Origin of the sequence: Micromonospora sp. SL1-18 (genome assembly GCF_047921505.1) — a bacterium.
Lineage (GTDB): Bacteria > Actinomycetota > Actinomycetes > Mycobacteriales > Micromonosporaceae > Micromonospora.
This window is the reverse complement of sequence record NZ_JBLROA010000012.1, coordinates 92584-108234: the sequence shown is the minus strand read 5'-3', so window position 1 is coordinate 108234 and position 15651 is coordinate 92584. Positions and strand designations below refer to the sequence as shown.

Genomic DNA, 15651 nt, shown 5'->3' with positions numbered 1-15651 from the left:
CCACCGATCCTGCCACCGCCCGGCCCGGCCCGATCACAGCCTGCACCGCCGACCGCTCCGGCGCCTCATCGCGCAGGGCTCGACAAGACCGGCGTCGCGGCAGTCAAGAGCGCGCAAAGTATGCTCGGGTCCTGCCAGCGCGAGGAGCTGAGTTGGTCCCCCGTTGATCGCTGCCTTCGTTCCGATCTGGGCGCTGACGCTGCTTGGCTTCGTGGCCGGGCGTTTCCGGCTACTCGGCGAAGGGGCCGATCGTACGCTGGGTGGCTTCGTCTTTCACCTAGCGATGCCAGCCGCGCTGTTCACCGCTCTCACGCGGACCCGTCTGTCGTTCAGCGGGCCCGCGCTGGGCGCATTCGCCGCCAGTACCGTCGTGACCATGGCCGCGGGCTTCGTCCTAAGTCGCCAGATCTTCGGCCGGAAGCCCGGCGAGGCCACGATCGGCGCGATGGCGGCCGGCTACGTCAACTCCGCGAACCTCGGCATTCCTGTCGCAATGCAGGTGCTTGGTGACGCCACCTTCCTGACCGGGGTAATGCTGTTCCAGGCCCTGGTGATCACCCCCTTGGTGCTCGCCCTCCTGGATCGGGACGCCGATCGCCGGCTCCGGCCGGCCCGGCTGGCAAGCCTGCCGCTGCGAAATCCGATCATCCTCGGCCTGGCCGCCGGGGCACTTTGCTCGGCGCTCGACTGGCAGCCACCACCGGTGGTTGCCGGGCCGCTCGCCATGCTCGGCAGCGCCGCCGTGCCCGCCGCCCTGGTCGCCCTCGGCCTCTCGCTGACTGTGCGCGGCTCGGGTCTGGCAGCTGAACGGGCCGAGGTTCTGACGCTGTCAAGCCTGAAACTGCTGGCGCAGCCGGTACTGGCGTACCTGTTCGGGCTTCTGGCGCAACTGCGCCCGGCCGAGCTGCTCGCGCTGGTGGTCTGCGCGGCCCTGCCTACCGCACAGAACGCATACGTCTTCGCCCGCGAATACGGCCAGGCGGATTCGGTGGCGCGTGGGACGGTGATCGCCAGTACCGGGCTGTCGATGCTCACCCTGGCGACGGCCAGCTGGCTGCTGAAATGAATATCGACAGCAACCGCAGCCACTGCCCGCGCAATCGCTGACGCGATACCGTCGCCACCAAGGCAAGGGTTGCGGTGACCCCCACCTGACCCGCGGGCCGATCACCCGCCATGCGGCTGCCCTCTTCATCCGCTGGTCTGCTCACCGGCACCGGACATCAGGCGGTCGAGACCACCTGCGCGGCCGCCAGTGCGGCGGCCTGGTACGGCGTCAGCGCGCTGCCGTCGGCGAACACTTCCAGCTGCCACTTCTCCCGCAACTCGGTCCGCAGCTTGGCGGTCAGGCCCGAGTGCGTCTTCAACTCGTCCGCGCCCCTCGACCACGCGCACCACGTACACCAAGTCGGCCCATCGGGTTCCCTTCTTGGTGCTCTGCTGCACCGCGGCTGGATATCCCGCATCGTTGAACTGCTGCGCGATCTCTTCGGCGGACCGCCCGCGACCGACTTCGGGTCGCTGACGACGTTGTTGACGAACGCTTCCGGGCTGTCGGCGTCCGACGTGGTGCGGTCGGATCCCTTCCCTTCGGTATCGCCGGGCTTCGGGCTTTCCTGCCCTCCCTCTCCCGGCGGGCGGCCCTGCCGCACCTCAAGCCGCGACCGGCGAGCAGGCAGGCGAAGGTGCCGGTGCCGCAGCCGATGTCCAGAATGCTTCGCGCATCGAACTCGTCGACCACGGCCGCGTACGCGTCCAGGTCACTGCGGTCGGGATCCAGCGGGTCGTAGACGGCCGACCCGGACGCCTTGCCGGCGCGGACGTGCCATCGGCCACGGTCAACGGGCGTCCGACCGCGCCGGTCTGGCGTAGAGCGTGACCAGGTCATTAATCAAGTGATGTTCCACATGATCACCTGCCGATCGCTAGTCGTCCATTCGGTATGTATGCTCGCTGACCGAGACCTACCCCTCCAACTCCTGCCATCCCGCCCATCCGCCCCGGATGATGGGCAGATCGGAGCGACATGGGCTGCTCACACGCTCAGAACTGCCCGCTCTTCCCGCTGCTCAACGCAAGCTTGCGCGACTGGCGTAACTACTACTGCGACAGTGCGGAGGGTTGGCTGACATGTGCTCGGTTCCAGATGTCCAGGACGGGCCAGATCGTGCCGATCACGCTCCTCCCGAACGGCGCCGACGCGCTACACCTGAGAGGCATTCCCGCCGCTGACGGCTCGGGCGCGACCAGGCCACCACAGACGCCCCCGTCACGGCTCGGTCGGGGGCCCTCGGCGCGGTTCGAGCCGCCACCGGAACCGGCCCGCGAGCCCAACCCGGCGCCGCCACCCGCTCAAGGCTTCAACCCCGGGTCACCCGCACAGCCGTACCCCTCCAGCACCCCACCGGCCCCACCTGCGCCTCGGCGGGGCCGGTGGTGGACCCGACTCGCAGATTGGATTGCAGGTCCCACATGACTGAATACTGGCCCTGGTGGGCGGGGGCTGCCGGACTCGCCCTCACCACCATCAACTACGCCGTCACGACGGATCGATCCTTCGGGGTGTCCGGTGCGTGGGACCGTGTACTGAACTGGCGCGCCGAACGCCGTGTCGAACGGGTGAACGCCCAGTTCGCTGACGCAGGCGTCCTCGCCGAGGCGCTCGCCGCGGCCACCGCCGACCAGTTCGGAGCCGGTTCCGCTGCACCCGCACGTCCCACCCCGCACGGCGACACGCGGACACCGGGACCGGACGTACGACCGCCAGCGCCGACGAGTTCCTCGATGACGAGCCTGCTCCCGGCACCCTTGGTCACTCAGGCCGCCCTGCTCCTGTCGATCTTCGTCGGCGCGTGGGTGGCGGCGGTTGCCTCCGGCCGATTCCAGCTCCGCCTCGACATGGGCGACGCCTTCCGCCAGATCGTGACCGACAAACCGGCCGCCATGGTCGGCACGCTGTTCGTCGGCGGTGTACTCGTCGGCTTCGGCACCCGTCTCGCCGGAGGGTGCAGCAGCGGTCACGGACTCAATGGCTGTGGCCGGCTACAGCCGGTCAGCATGGTCGCGACTGCCGTCTTCTTCGGCACCGGCATCCTCGTGTCGTTCCTGCTGTGGAAGGTGATCTGATGCGTACTCGGGGCGGGATACTCGTCGCCAACATCATCGCTGGGCTGGCCCTCGGCTACAGCGTCGCGAACATCGGGTTCGGTGACTTCGGCGAGCTGAACCGCATGTTCACCTTCCAGGATCTTCGGATGCTCCTGGCCTTCGCCGGCGCCGTAGCGATCATCATCGTGGTGTTCGCCGTGTTGCGCGTCCGTCGCGTCCCGGGGCGCATCCATGCCGGCGTGATCCCCGGCTCGGTGCTGTTCGGCACCGGCTGGGCGATCTCGGGTGGCTGTCCGTCGATCCCGATCGTGCAGGTCGCCAGCGGGTACCTCCCCGCCTTGATCACGATTGGCGGCGTTGTCGTCGGCATCCGACTCTGCCGCTGGGCCAACACGAAGTACTTCCACCTCGACAGCGGTTCCTGCGGGCAGTAGCCGCGCCCAGGAGTCCGGCTGGATCGACTCGCCAGCCTGGCGGACCGTGCGTGGCCCGGCTGTACTGGTGGTCGCCGGCCGGGCAGCAGGGGCTGATGTGAAGCGGGTGGGGAGCAGAGACGCCCCACCCGCTCAGCAAAAACGCAGCGGCAATGGGTTACCGGCGATCATTGCCGGTTGGTTCGCACGGTGTTACCTCCGGCGCATGGGCGCTCAGGGGTGTGGCCGCTGGACCTGCTCGAAGTGGATCTCGCGGATGAAGCAGTCTCGTGGTTGGCCGACCGCGAACAGCACGCAGTCGACGACTGACCGGGCAGTGAGGTCACTGTTCGCCTGTCGTGGCCCGCTCTGGACGAAGTCCGGTGGGAAGAGCGAAATCACTCTGATCCCTTCAGGGCGAAGCCGGTGCGACAGGACCTCGGCGAGCCCGGCATGGGCGTGCTTGGCTGCGTAGAACGCTGGATGCGCGCCAGAACGCCGGTGCCCGATCTCACCGCAAGCGGAGATCATGTTGACGATGTCGGGCCGCGTCGAGCCGCGCAGCAGCGGCAACAGGTGTTTGGTCAACAGCGCTGTGCCGGTCCCGCCCGCAGCCATCATGCTTTCAAGCTGGTCGTCCGAGGCGTCCCCCAGGTCGTCACCTTCGATGTAGGGGGAACCATTGTTGATCAACACATCCAGGAACTTCGTCCGGCTGGCCAACGCCGCGGCAAACGCGCGCACCGAATCCGCTACGGCAAGGTCACAGTGAAACGCCTTAGCTTGGCCCGACCCTCGCTGGTTGATCACACCTGCGACATGCTCGGCCGCCGCCAGGTCGCGAGCCGAGAGGAAGATGTGTGCACCTCGTTCGGCGAAGGCTTCGGCGAGTAGTCGTCCCGTGTCACGTGCGGCGCCGGTGATAGCGACGCGCAGCCCTTCAAGATCCACATCCGACAGTGAAGCACCTCACCCGGGGTTGAGGTCAACAGGAACACCCCCCGGCTGATCCCGCACTGTCAGGTGGTGAGGATGAGGGTCAGCGCGGCGGCGGCGACGAGGAACGGGCCGAAGGGAAGGTGGCTGGACCAGCGGGCCCGGCGGGCCGCCAGCAGCGCCAGGCCGACCAGCGCGGCGAGGGTGACGGCCAGCACCAGCCCGACCACCAGCACCGGCCAGCCGTACCAGCCGAGCAGCGCGCCGACGCCCAACGCCAGCTTGGCGTCGCCGAGCCCGAACCCGCGCCGGCCGAGCAGCAGGGTGGTCCCCGCGAAGCCCGCGCCGAGGGTAAGCCCGGCCGCGGTGGCGCGTAGCCAGGGCGCCGCGTCGGCCGCGGCCAGCGCGGCCGCCCCGAGCAGCACCCAGACGCCGGCCGCCGCCGGATAGGTCAGCCGGTCCGGGAGCCGGTGCACGGCGGCGTCGACCAGGGCCAGCGGCACCGCCCAGGCGAGCCACCAGGCCACCGCCAGCCGCGCGCCGGCCGCGCCGCCGGCCAGCGCGAGCGCCGCCACCGCCGCCACCAGCGCCAGCTCGACCAAGCCGGGTGCCGCGCCGACCCGGGCCCGGCACACCGGGCACCGGGCCGCCGGCCCGAGCGCGGGCAGCGGGCGGTCCAGGCCGATCGGCGCGCCGCAGCCATCGCACCCGGCCCGGTCCGCCGAGCCCGGGGGTACGGCGTACCGGGCGACGGCCAGCCGCATCGGCGGTACGACCGCCAGAGTGGCCAGCAGGCGTACCACCGGACGCCGGGCACCGGCCTCCTCGGGGGTGGCCGGGAGCCGTTCGGCGATCACGCCGACACTCCGACGCGGTTGCGGACCGTTCCACTCTGGAACACGGAGAGTGAAGTTGGCTGGCCCGACGCATGGCGGATGGCGCAGAAAACGGCGTTCCGGCCACCTCGACCGACGGGACGGCGTCCGGCGCGCGACCGGCACCGACCGGTGCCGGCACTGATGGGACGGATCGGACCAGAGGCATCCTTGCCACCCATTCCTCCGCAGCACGGATGCCGACCGACGCCCCGGACCTCTTGACAAGGCGCGGGCACTCCTGCCACCGATCCAACCAGCCCCCCGCCATACGTCGCCATTCGGACACCCACCGGCCACCACCACCTGATATCACTCAACGCAATCAAGCGAATTACCTCTGTTGCATCGGCAGGCGTCAGCCTATGCTCGCCCATTGGGTACGACGCAACCCCCGATCAATTGGCGCCGGAGGCCGACCGGACACATCGCGTTCGAATTAGTTGAAGATCAGCATAGGTAAATTCTGCGGTAGCCACCTGGGTCCCGGGTGAACACATCCGGGCGCGCTTCCGCATGCCCGGAGCCCGTACGCGCAGCCGCTCCGGGCCCCACCGAGGAGGGCGCGGTGTTGCTTACATGGCATTCCCGCCGATGGCCAATCTGCCTGCTCAGCCTGGCCTTGGTTGGCGCGAGCGCCGGCTGCGGCGCCGAGCCGGAAGCCGCCGCCCACCCACTCACCGGACCCGGTGGCACACCGGCTGCCCGTTCCACGGCCGACGAACAGGCGGCCACGAAAGCGGCGCTCGCCGCCTATTCCGGGTATCTGGCGGCGTCCCAGACGGCGAGCGCACGGAGCGATCCCGGCCATCCGGAGCTGGCCCGATTCCTGGCTGATCCACTTCTGACCCGGGTACGGGTGGCAATTCGTACGGCGAAGGAGCACGGCGCGATGCGTACCGGAACACTCGTCTCCGAACCCACCGTCGTATCGGTCGACCTGGCCGCCGACCCACCCACCGTGGAGATCCAGGACTGCCTGGACGCCACCGGCTACCGCCTCGTCTACGCCAAGGACCACCGGGTGGTACCCGGCACGGGCGGCGGGCGGTACCTGGCCACCGCCACCGCCACCCGCTACCCGGACGGCCGGTGGCTGATCAACGTCGGTGCCGCACACCAGGACCAGCCGTGCTGACCTGGGGAGGACGGGGTGTCCCGGCCCGCCCGAACCGGGCCGCGGCGCCCCGCCGGCTGCTGCTCGCCACCGGCCTGGCGCTGCTGCTCGCGCTGACCGGCGTACCGGCCCGGGCGGCGGGTCCGGGCGGAGGCTGCCCGCCTGGGCAGAACGACTGCAACGTCTGGGACGACGACCCGGGCGTACCGGGTGGGCCGGGCGGCGGCGGCAACCCCGGCGGGGGCGGGAACAACGGCGGCGCCACGCCGAAGTGTCAGTGGAACGGTCGGGTGATCCCCTGCTACGACGAACTGCTCGGCTGGTTCAACAACGGCGACGGCTGCTACTACAAGCTGGCCGAGCCGCAGCCGGACGCGCCGGAGGGCAAGCAGTGGTACGTGCGCACGTGCAACGGCGGTGACCTGGGCGCCCAGACGGTCGTGCTGCGGGACGGTCCGCCGCCCGGTTACGGCGCGCCGCCCGACCCGGAGGAACTGGCCCGCCGCGCCCTCGCGTCGATCACACTGCTGCCGCCCCGGATCGCGGTCGCGCCGCGACGGAGTAAGGGACCGGGCCTGGTCGGCCTGCCGGTCTGGATGTGGGCCAGCAGAGACCCGACGCCTAAGCCTCGGCGAGCCTCCTACTTCGGGCCGCTGCGGGCCTCCGCCGCCGACCGGGGGCTGACGGTCCGGATCGAGGCCGAGGTGACCCGCGTCGTCTGGAACATGGGCGACGGCACCCAGATCACCTGCACCGGGCCCGGCACCCCGTACGACGCGAAGGGGCGGCGGGCCGGGCGGACGTCTCCCGACTGTGGCCACGACCGCGGCTACGCCCGGGCCGGCACCTACCAGGTCAGCGCCACCACGTACTGGACCGTGCGCTGGACCGGCGGGGGCCAGAGCGGCGAGATCGCGCAGAGCCGGGTGAGCGGCACAGTGCCGGTGCAGATCAACGAACTTCAGGTGGTGACACGGTGAGCGCGAGGAGTGAGCCGGATCTGCGAGCCCCGCAGTCGCGAACGAAAGGCAGCCCGGTGAGCGCGAGGAGTGAGCCGGGTCTGCGAGCCCCGCAGTCGCGAACGAAAGGCAGCCCGGTGAGCGCGAGGAGTGAGCCGGATCTGCGAGCCCCGCAGTCGCGAACGGAGATGGCGCAGTGAGTGTGGCGACCCGGAACGGGATCTCGGCGGACACTCCGGTGGCACCGCCCCGGGTGGTCCGGCAGCGACGGGTACGCCCCGGCCTGCTCGGACTGGCGGTGCTGCTGATCGCCCTCGGCGGGCTGGGCGCGGCCTTCGCGGTCACCTCGGTCCGCTCGACCGGCAGCTACCTGGCGGTGGCCCGGCCGGTCGAGGTGGGCCAGCAGCTCAGTGCCGGCGACCTGGTCGCGGTACGAGTGTCTGGCGGGCAGGGGCTGCGGCCGGTGCCCACCAGCCGGCTGAAGGAGGTGCTGGACCTACGCGCGGCGGTCCGGCTGACCCCGGGCACCCTGCTGACCGCGTCCCAGCTCACCGACGCCCCGCTGCTCGGGCCCGGGCAGCAGCAGATCGCGCTCGGGCTCAAGCCGAGCCGGGTGCCGGCCCGTACGCTCCACCCTGGCGACAAGGTCCTGCTGATCAGCACCCCGGACAACAACGCCAACACCGACGGCGCGGCGCGCGGCGGCGGCACCCGGTTCGAGGCCGTGGTAGTCGACACCGCCAGCCCGGAGAACGACGACGTGGTGGTCTACCTGGCCCTGGCCGTACGCGACGTGCCGGCGGTGGTGGTGCTGGCCGCGGACGACCGGGTCGCGCTCGTACTCACCGAGGCGGCCTGATGGCGATCATCGCCCTGGTCTCGGCGAAGGGCTCGCCGGGCGTCACCACCTCCGCGCTGGCCGCCGCGCTGAGCTGGCACCGGCGGCTGGTGCTGGCCGAGTGCGATCCGGCCGGCGGCTCGATCCTCGCCGGCTACCTGGGCGGGGCACTCGACGGCCCTCGGGGCATCGGCGAGCTGGCCGTCGGGGAGCTGCGGGACGGCAACCTGGACAGCGCCTTCTGGTCGCAGCTGGTCGACCTGGACGCGCCGAAGCGGGAGCGGCTGCTGCTGCCGGGCGTGGTCGACCCGGCCCAGGCCGGCAGCGTGACACCGCTCTGGCAGCGGTTCGCCGACTTCTTCACCAGCCTGGAGCGGGGTGTCCCCCCGTACGACGTACTGGTCGACTGTGGGCGGCTCCAGGTGGGCGGTCCACCGTGGCCGGTGCTGCGCGCCGCCGCGATCGTGCTGCTGGTCACCCGCGCGCACCTGCCCGACCTGTCGGCCACCCGGTCCACGATCCGGGCCATCGAACGGGACTTCACCGAGCACCGGGTGCCCCCGGGCGCCCTGCGCCTGCTGGTGGTCGGCGACGGGCACGGCACCAGCGAGATCAGCAAGGCACTGCGGCTGCCGGTGATCGCCCGGTTGCCGCACGACCCGCGTACCGCGGCGGTGCTCAGCCTCGGCGGCACCGTACGCGCCGGCCGGCCGCTGATGCGCGCGGCCGACGCCCTGGAGGTGCCGGTCGGGGCGCTGCTGGACCGGCGGCGCGCCCGGCTGGCCTGGCCGGGAGCGGCGCAGCCCCGCGCGGCGACCGCGCCGACCGCGCCGGAGGTGTCCGGTGCGGTTTGAGCCGGTCTCCCACGACCCGCGCGGGCAGCAGCCCGGCGCCACCTCTACGGTGCCACCGCTGGCCCCGCCGAACGGGCGGCACCCGGCTCCAGCCGTGGCGCCGGCGCCCCCGCCGCCCCGCCCCCGGGTGGACTTCGCCGTGGTCCGCGAGCTGCGCCGGGAGCTGAGCGAACGGCTCACCCTCTGGCAGCGCGGCCGGGAGTTCGACGCGGACGCCGAGGAGGTGGAGCGGGCGCGGCTGGCCGTCGCGGTGATCTCCGCGTACGCGGACTCGGTGCGCCGGGCCGGCACGCCGATGCCCGCCGACGAGGAACGGCTGCTGCTCGACCAGGTCACCGCCGAGCTGGTGGGCCTGGGCCGGCTCCAGACGCTGCTGGTCGACGAGACCATCGAGGAGGTGCACATCCTCGGCTGCGACCAGGTACGCGTCACCCGGCACGGCGGCGGGGTGGACTGGGCCGAGCCGATCGCCGACAGCGACGACGAGCTGGTGGAGATCCTCCAGGCGGCGGCCCGCCGCGCGGGGGCCACCGAGCGGTCGCTGTCCACCTCGAAGCCGACCCTCGACCTGCAACTGCCCGACGGCAGCCGGCTCGCCGCGGTCTTCCTGGTCAGCCACCGCCCGTACGCGGTGATCCGCAAGCACAACACCCTGGCGGTGAGCCTGGAGGACATCGCGGGTGGTCGGCCCGACCTGGACGAGATGATCGACCCGCTGCTGCGCGACTTCCTCCGCGCGTCCATGCAAGCCGGGCTGAACATCATGGTCGCCGGGCTGGCCGGGGCGGGCAAGACCACGGTCATCCGGGCGCTGATGGACGAGATCCCGGCGGACGAGGCGTACGTGCTGCTGGAGGAGAGCCGCGAGCTGCTCCCGGCCCGCCGGGGGCACAAGCACCGGGCGGTGATGAGCTTCGAGTCCCGGGAGGGACACGGCGAACGCGGGCTGGACGGCCGCCCGGCCGGCGAGGTGAGCATCGCCGACCTGATCCCGGTCTCGCTGCGGATGGGCGTGCTGCGGATCATCGTCGGCGAGGTCCGGTCCCGGGAGATCGTGCCGATGCTCCAGGCGATGACCACCAGCCGCGGCTCGATGTGCACCATCCACGCGCGTACCCCGGCGGGGGTGAGCGAACGGATCATCGAGCTGGCGCTCGCGCACGGCCGGGAGATGACGGTCGACCAGGCCCGCCGGATGGCGGGCAACGCGCTCGACCTGATCGTCTACGTCACCGTCGAGGACGAGACCGCGATCGGTGGCCGCAAGCACCGCTTCGTCTCGCACGTCGAGGAGGTGATCGGGGTCGGTGAGAGTAACCGGATCGTCACCACTGCGGTCTTCGGGCCAGGGCCGGACGGTCGGGCCGTCCCCCGGCACCTGCCCGAGCGGATCCGCGACCAGCTGCTGCGGGTCGGCTACGACGCCCGGCTGCTGACCCGGTTCATCGAGGCCGGCACCGGCGCCTGGCGCCGCCCCCGGCACACCCGGCTCGGACGGCGACCGTGAGCGCGAGGAGTGAGCCGGTCTTGCGAGCCCCGCAGTCGCGAACGAAGGCGGGCACACCATGTCGATGATCGAGCTGGTCGCCCTCGTCTCCGGCGCGGTGTTCGTGGCCGGGCTGGTGCTCGCCGTGGTCGCGCTGGTCGGCACCCGCCGGCCCGCCGGGCCGGCGCCGGGCACGCGCCCCGGTCTACGCCGGCTCTGGATCCGCTCCGGGGCGGGCCGGCGGGAGCAGCGGCGGTACCGGGTGCTACTCGGCGCGACGGTGGTGGCCGGGGCGCTGGCCTTCCTGCTGACCGGGCTGCCGGTGGTCGGGCTGCTGGTGGCGCTGGCCGTGCCCGGGGTGCCGTGGCTGTTCGCGGTCGGCCGTGCCGAGCAGCGGGCCATCGACCGGGTCGAGGCGGTCGGCGAGTGGACCCGCCGGCTGAAGGACATCTGCGGCACCGGCCAGGGCCTCCAGCAGGCGATCACCGGCACCATCGCCACCGCCCCGGAGGAGATCCAGGAGGAGGTACGCACCCTGGCCGCCCGGCTCCAGGCCGGCTGGCTGGCGAAGTCCGCGCTGCTCGCCTTCGCCGACGAGATCGGCGACCCGGTCTGCGACCAGGTGGTGGCCGCGCTGATCCTGCACCTGACCGACCGGGGCGAGCGGCTCGGCGACGTGCTCGGCTCGATCGCCTCGGCCGCGTCGGCCGAGGTGGCCACCCGCCGGGAGATCGAGGCGAAGCGTACGCAGCCCCGGTTCGCGGTCCGCTTCCTCACCGGGATGACCCTGGCCGCCCTCGCGTACGGGCTGGTCAACACCGAGTACATCCGGCCGTACCGGACGCCGTTCGGGCAGCTGGTGATGGCGGTGCTCGGCGCCGCGTTCGTCGGGCTGCTGGTCTGGGTGCGCTCGATGAGCCAGCCGCCCCGGCCGGCGCGCTTCCTACCCGCCCCCGACCCGGACGAGGTGATTGCGTGAACCTGATCTTCAACTGGGAGTTCGCCGTTGCCGTGCTGGGTGGGGCGGTCGTCGGCCTCGGCCTCTTCCTGGTGGTACGCGAGGCGCTGCCGGCCACCCCCGCGCTCGGCCCGGCGCTGCGCCGGCTGCACCAGCCACCCGGCCAGGCGGTGGCGGCCCGGGGCGGGCCGGACTGGCTGGGCGGCTTCTCCCGCTGGCTACGCCCGCCGCACCGGCAGCTCGCCCTGCTCGACCGGACCCCGGAGCAGTACGCCCTGTCGGTGCTGCTCTCCGCGCTGCTCGGGTTCGCCCTGCCGGCCCTGACGTCGGCCGTGCTCTTCCTGGGCGGGGTGTCGCTGCCGCTGGTCGTACCGGTGCTCGGGAGCCTGGGGTTGGCGCTGGTCGCCGGCCTGGTCGCGCACCGCGACGTGCTGGTCAGGGCGAGCGTCGCCCGGGACGAGTTCCGTCAGGCGGTCTGCACCTATCTGGACCTGGTCGCGTTGCAGCTCTCCGCGGCGCACGGCCCGGTGCAGTCGCTGGAGCGCGCGGCGGCGGTCTGCGACGGCTGGGTCTTCGACCGGATCCGGGAGGCGCTGCGGATCGCCCAGCTTCAGATGCACTCGCCGTGGGACGAACTCCAGGAGTTGGCCGACCGGATCGGCATCCCGGAGTTGGGCGACGTGGGCGCGATCATGCGCACCTCCGGCAGCGAGGGCGCGCAGGTGCACGAGACGTTGCGCAGCCGCGCCGACTCGCTGCGCGACCAGATCCGTACCGACAACCTGGCCCGGGCCGAGGGGGTGACCAGCCGGTTGGACATTCCGGGTTCGTTGCTGGTCTTCGTGCTGCTCGGCTTCGCCGTCTATCCGTTCCTGGCCCGCCTGTGAGAAGGAGAACCTCGATGCGCCTCTACACCTACCTGTACGCGGCGGTGACCAGCCGCCTGGCGGAGCTGCGGCGGGACACCGAGCGGGGCGACAGCCCCGTACCGACCGCGGTGATCATCTTCGGCCTGGTCGCGGTCGCCATGGCGGTCACCGGGCTCGCCCTGGCCAAGGCCAACAACTGGATGAACGCCATCCCGGACCACCCGAAGGCGCCGTGATGCCCCGCCCCGCCCGTACGTGCCGGAGCCGGCCGGCGTCCGTCGACCGGCCCACCGGTCGGCACGGCCCGGGGCGGATCATCGCGGTCGTCCGAGGGCGGCTCGCCGAGGGCGGGGCGGAGCGGGGAGCCAATCCGGTCGAGCTGGCGGTGGTGATGCCGGCGATCCTCGTGCTGCTCTTCGCCTCGATCCAGCTCGGCGTCTGGTTCGTCGCGCGGTCCACCGCCCTCAACGCGGCGCAGACCGGCGTCAACGCCCAGCGCGCGCTCCAGGCCCCGCCTGGCGCGGGCCGGGACCGGGCCACCGCCTTCCTGCACGCCGCCGGTGACTGGCTTGTCGACTGGCCGGCTCCCACCTGCACGACGACCGCCACCGAGGTCACCTGCACGGTCAGCGGGCGCTCCCTGTCGGTGATCCCCGGGGTCCACTTCCCGGTCCGGCAGACCGCCCACGGGCCGGTCGAACGCTGGACGACGGGGTGAGAGCGGTGCGCGAACGGGGTTCGGTCTCGATCGAGGTGGCGGTGCTCGCCCCGGCCTTCATCGGGCTGATGGTGCTGGCCGGGGTGGCCGGGCGGACAGCCGTGGCCGCCGAGGCGGTGGAGTCGGCCGCGCACGATGCCGCCCGGGCCGCCTCGATCGCTCGGGACGCGCGTACCGGGCGGACCGCGGCCACCGACGCGGCCCGCCGCCAGCTCGACTGGTCGGGGCTGCACTGCACCGCCTCGCCGGCCCTGACCTTCGGCGGCTCGGTACGCGGGACTACGACCAGCTTCGCCGCCGCGTACCGCAGCGCGCCCGGGGTGCCGGCGACCGTCACGGTCACGGTGACCTGCACGGTCTCCTTCGCCGATCTGAGGGCGCCGGGGCTGCCCGGGGTGCCGGGCAACAAGACCGTCTCCGCGAGCTTCACCTCCCCGCTGGACACCTACCGGAGCCGCCGATGACCGGCTGGCGCGCGCCGGAGAGCGGCCGGGTGAGTCTCTTCCTCGCCGTGGCGATGACCGGCGTACTCGTGATCATCAGCCTGGCGTACGACGGCGCCGGGCAGTTGCGCTCGTTGCAGCGCGCGGACAACCTCGCGGCCGAGGCGGCCCGCAGCGGCGGCCAGATGATCGACCGGGCCCGCGCCATCGAGGGTGGCCCGAAGGAGATCGACGAGGTGGCCGCCCGGGACGCCGTCGCGGGCTACCTGCGCGCGGCCGGCGGGGTCAGCGGCCACCAGGTCAGTTTCCCGGTGATCGACGGCGAAAAGCAGATCCGGGTACGCGTCCGCGTCACCTACCGCCGAAACCTGCTCGGCCTCCTCGGCTTCAACAACTCCGTCACCGTCACGGGTGAGGCCACCGCACGGGCGCTCACCGGGGCACCGTAGGAAGGGAGCGCAGCCATGGCCGCACCCCGACGTTCCGCCGTACGGCGAACCGGCCAGGTCCTCACCGGGCTCGGCGCCCTCGTGGTGCTCTGTGCGGTGCTGGCCGGCGGCCCGCTCGCGCTCTTCGCCTTCGCCGGCAACCCCCTCCCCGACCATCTGCCCACCCTCGCCGAGATGGGTACGGCGCTGACCAGTCGCGACGACGGGCAGCTCTTCCTGCGGGCGCTCGCCGTGGTGGGCTGGTTTGGCTGGGCGACGTTCGCGTTCTCCGTACTGGTGGAGCTGCTGGCGGCGGCGCTGCGCCGGCCGGCGCCCCGGCTGCCTGGGATGCGCCGGCAACAGCGGGCGGCGGCCGCGCTGGTCAGCTCGGTGGCGCTGATCCTGGCGGCGAGCCCGGCCGCGGCGAGCACCGCCGCCCTGGCCGCCCCGCACCCGGCCGCCGCGCCCGCGGTCGCCGCCGCTCCGGCTGTCGGCGCTCCGGCGGCCTCGGTGGCCGCGCCGCCGGTCCAGGCTGGCTCGGTGCCGGTCCAAGCCGAGGCGTTGTCGGACCGAGCCGGGTCGGTGTCGGCCGAGCCGACCGTGTACCGGGTGGCGAAGGGCGACTACCTGGGCAGGGTGGCCGAGCGCTACCTGGACGACTTCGAGCGCTACCGGGAGCTGGCCCGGCTGAACCGGCTCGCCGACCCGGACCTGATCCGCCCCGGCCAACTGCTCGAACTACCCGAGGGAGCGGTGGACGAGGGAGCCCGCCGGCACGCCAACGGGCGGCCGGTGATTCCGCCGGCGTCCCGTCCGGCACCCGCCCCGGGTAGGCCGGCTGCCCGCCCTGCCGGCGGTACAGCGGTCACGACGGCTCCGGGCGACGCGGTGGAAGCGATCGGGCCGGCTCCCACGGCGAAGCCGTCCCCGCAGACCCCTACGCCGAAGCCGGCGCCGCAGGCTCTTACGCCGAAGCCGGCGCCGCAGGCTCCTATGCCGAAGCCGGCGCCGCAGGTGACCGGCACGCCGGGGTCGCCCACAGTGTTGGAACCGGCGGGACCGCCACCGGCGATGGCGGCCGACGCGTCCCGGGCCACCGCCGAGGACGGGATCAACCGACCGCTGGCGATCTCGGCGGTGCTGGCGGTGGCGAGCATGGTCGGCGCGCAGTTCGGCACGGTGCTCGGCCTGCGACGACGTCCGGCCCCCCGACCCGCCGGACGGGAGCTGACGCCCCGCCGCCACCGGAAGGGCTGACCAGCGCGTCGGCTACCGTCGTCGCCATGCCGATGCACGTGGTCCGCGCCACCAGCCTGGACGTCCCGCACGAGCCGCTCCCCGCCGAGCAGATACGGGAGGGCACCCCGACCACGGGCACCGTTGCGGTGCCCGCCGTGGCCGGGCTGGACGTCGGGGTGTGGGAGCACAGCCCCGGGGTGAGCACCGACGTGGAGGCCGACGAGGTCTTCGTGGTGCTCTCCGGCCGGGCGAGCGTCGCCGTGGAGGGCGGCCCGGTGCTGGAGCTGGCCCCGGGCGACCTGTGCGTGCTGGAGGCCGGTGCCCGGACCACCTGGACGGTGCACGAGACGCTGCGCAAGGTGTACGTCACCCCGGCAGGCTGACCGACCCGCTTCACCGTCAGCTCGAAA

19 protein-coding genes are annotated in these 15651 nt (G+C 72.6%); 16 read left to right on the top strand and 3 right to left on the bottom strand.

Going from position 1 to position 15651, the window contains the following annotated elements:
• Positions 1-163: 163 nt before the first annotated feature.
• Entirely contained in the window at positions 164-1066 is a 903-nt protein-coding gene (locus ACNAW0_RS08380; RefSeq protein ID WP_416287156.1) for an AEC family transporter, read from the top strand.
• Positions 1067-1223: 157 nt separating this feature from the next.
• On the opposite strand, the gene ACNAW0_RS08375 is transcribed toward ACNAW0_RS08380, so the two are convergent.
• Entirely contained in the window at positions 1224-1367 is a 144-nt protein-coding gene (locus ACNAW0_RS08375) for a hypothetical protein (RefSeq protein WP_416287155.1), read from the bottom strand.
• Between the two features lie 1105 nt (positions 1368-2472).
• Between ACNAW0_RS08375 and ACNAW0_RS08370 the strand changes: the two genes are divergently transcribed.
• Together ACNAW0_RS08370 and ACNAW0_RS08365 are read left to right on the top strand one after the other, a co-directional pair.
• The gene (locus tag ACNAW0_RS08370) at positions 2473-3126 is read left to right on the top strand and encodes a YeeE/YedE family protein (protein ID WP_416287154.1); all 654 of its coding nucleotides are present in this window, start codon (positions 2473-2475) and stop codon (positions 3124-3126) included.
• The gene (locus ACNAW0_RS08365) at positions 3126-3542 is read left to right on the top strand and encodes a YeeE/YedE thiosulfate transporter family protein (RefSeq protein ID WP_416287153.1); all 417 of its coding nucleotides are present in this window, start codon (positions 3126-3128) and stop codon (positions 3540-3542) included. The genes ACNAW0_RS08370 and ACNAW0_RS08365 overlap by 1 nt, the downstream gene beginning before the upstream one ends.
• A 213-nt stretch (positions 3543-3755) precedes the next feature.
• Here the strand turns inward: ACNAW0_RS08365 and ACNAW0_RS08360 are convergent, their stop codons facing one another.
• On the bottom strand, positions 3756-4472 hold the full coding sequence (locus tag ACNAW0_RS08360; RefSeq protein ID WP_416287152.1) for an SDR family NAD(P)-dependent oxidoreductase: 717 nt from the start codon (positions 4470-4472) through the stop codon (positions 3756-3758).
• A gap of 68 nt (positions 4473-4540) precedes the next feature.
• On the bottom strand, positions 4541-5221 hold the full coding sequence (locus ACNAW0_RS08355) for a prepilin peptidase (RefSeq protein WP_416287190.1): 681 nt from the start codon (positions 5219-5221) through the stop codon (positions 4541-4543).
• A gap of 682 nt (positions 5222-5903) precedes the next feature.
• Here ACNAW0_RS08355 and ACNAW0_RS08350 point away from each other — a divergent pair.
• The 13 genes from ACNAW0_RS08350 to ACNAW0_RS08290 all read left to right on the top strand — a co-directional run bounded on the left by ACNAW0_RS08350 (position 5904) and on the right by ACNAW0_RS08290 (position 15624).
• The gene (locus ACNAW0_RS08350; RefSeq protein ID WP_416287189.1) at positions 5904-6470 is read left to right on the top strand and encodes a hypothetical protein; all 567 of its coding nucleotides are present in this window, start codon (positions 5904-5906) and stop codon (positions 6468-6470) included.
• The gene (locus ACNAW0_RS08345) at positions 6464-7429 is read left to right on the top strand and encodes a hypothetical protein (protein ID WP_416287151.1); all 966 of its coding nucleotides are present in this window, start codon (positions 6464-6466) and stop codon (positions 7427-7429) included. Before ACNAW0_RS08350 ends, ACNAW0_RS08345 begins: the two co-directional genes overlap by 7 nt.
• A gap of 175 nt (positions 7430-7604) precedes the next feature.
• Entirely contained in the window at positions 7605-8267 is a 663-nt protein-coding gene (locus ACNAW0_RS08340; RefSeq protein ID WP_416287150.1) for an SAF domain-containing protein, read from the top strand.
• Positions 8267-9100 (top strand): ParA family protein, encoded by an 834-nt coding sequence (locus tag ACNAW0_RS08335; protein WP_416287149.1) that lies wholly within the window; start codon positions 8267-8269, stop codon positions 9098-9100. Before ACNAW0_RS08340 ends, ACNAW0_RS08335 begins: the two co-directional genes overlap by 1 nt.
• The gene (locus tag ACNAW0_RS08330) at positions 9090-10607 is read left to right on the top strand and encodes a CpaF family protein (RefSeq protein WP_416287148.1); all 1518 of its coding nucleotides are present in this window, start codon (positions 9090-9092) and stop codon (positions 10605-10607) included. The genes ACNAW0_RS08335 and ACNAW0_RS08330 overlap by 11 nt, the downstream gene beginning before the upstream one ends.
• A 58-nt stretch (positions 10608-10665) precedes the next feature.
• Positions 10666-11565 (top strand): type II secretion system F family protein, encoded by a 900-nt coding sequence (locus ACNAW0_RS08325; RefSeq protein ID WP_416287147.1) that lies wholly within the window; start codon positions 10666-10668, stop codon positions 11563-11565.
• Positions 11566-11567: 2 nt separating this feature from the next.
• Complete coding sequence (locus tag ACNAW0_RS08320) at positions 11568-12431, top strand: type II secretion system F family protein (protein WP_416287188.1); 864 nt, start codon at positions 11568-11570, stop codon at positions 12429-12431.
• A 14-nt stretch (positions 12432-12445) separates the two neighbouring features.
• Complete coding sequence (locus ACNAW0_RS08315) at positions 12446-12649, top strand: hypothetical protein (RefSeq protein ID WP_416287146.1); 204 nt, start codon at positions 12446-12448, stop codon at positions 12647-12649.
• A complete protein-coding gene (locus ACNAW0_RS08310) occupies positions 12649-13131 on the top strand; it encodes a TadE family protein (protein ID WP_416287145.1) in 483 nt (160 codons plus the stop codon). Before ACNAW0_RS08315 ends, ACNAW0_RS08310 begins: the two co-directional genes overlap by 1 nt.
• Positions 13128-13595, top strand: a complete 468-nt coding sequence (locus ACNAW0_RS08305; protein ID WP_416287144.1) for a TadE/TadG family type IV pilus assembly protein — start codon at positions 13128-13130, stop codon at positions 13593-13595. Before ACNAW0_RS08310 ends, ACNAW0_RS08305 begins: the two co-directional genes overlap by 4 nt.
• Positions 13592-14023, top strand: a complete 432-nt coding sequence (locus tag ACNAW0_RS08300; protein WP_416287143.1) for a hypothetical protein — start codon at positions 13592-13594, stop codon at positions 14021-14023. Before ACNAW0_RS08305 ends, ACNAW0_RS08300 begins: the two co-directional genes overlap by 4 nt.
• 15 nt (positions 14024-14038) lie before the next feature.
• The gene (locus ACNAW0_RS08295; protein WP_416287142.1) at positions 14039-15259 is read left to right on the top strand and encodes a LysM peptidoglycan-binding domain-containing protein; all 1221 of its coding nucleotides are present in this window, start codon (positions 14039-14041) and stop codon (positions 15257-15259) included.
• A gap of 26 nt (positions 15260-15285) precedes the next feature.
• Entirely contained in the window at positions 15286-15624 is a 339-nt protein-coding gene (locus ACNAW0_RS08290) for a cupin domain-containing protein (RefSeq protein WP_416287141.1), read from the top strand.
• The last annotated feature ends 27 nt before the right edge of the window (positions 15625-15651 follow it).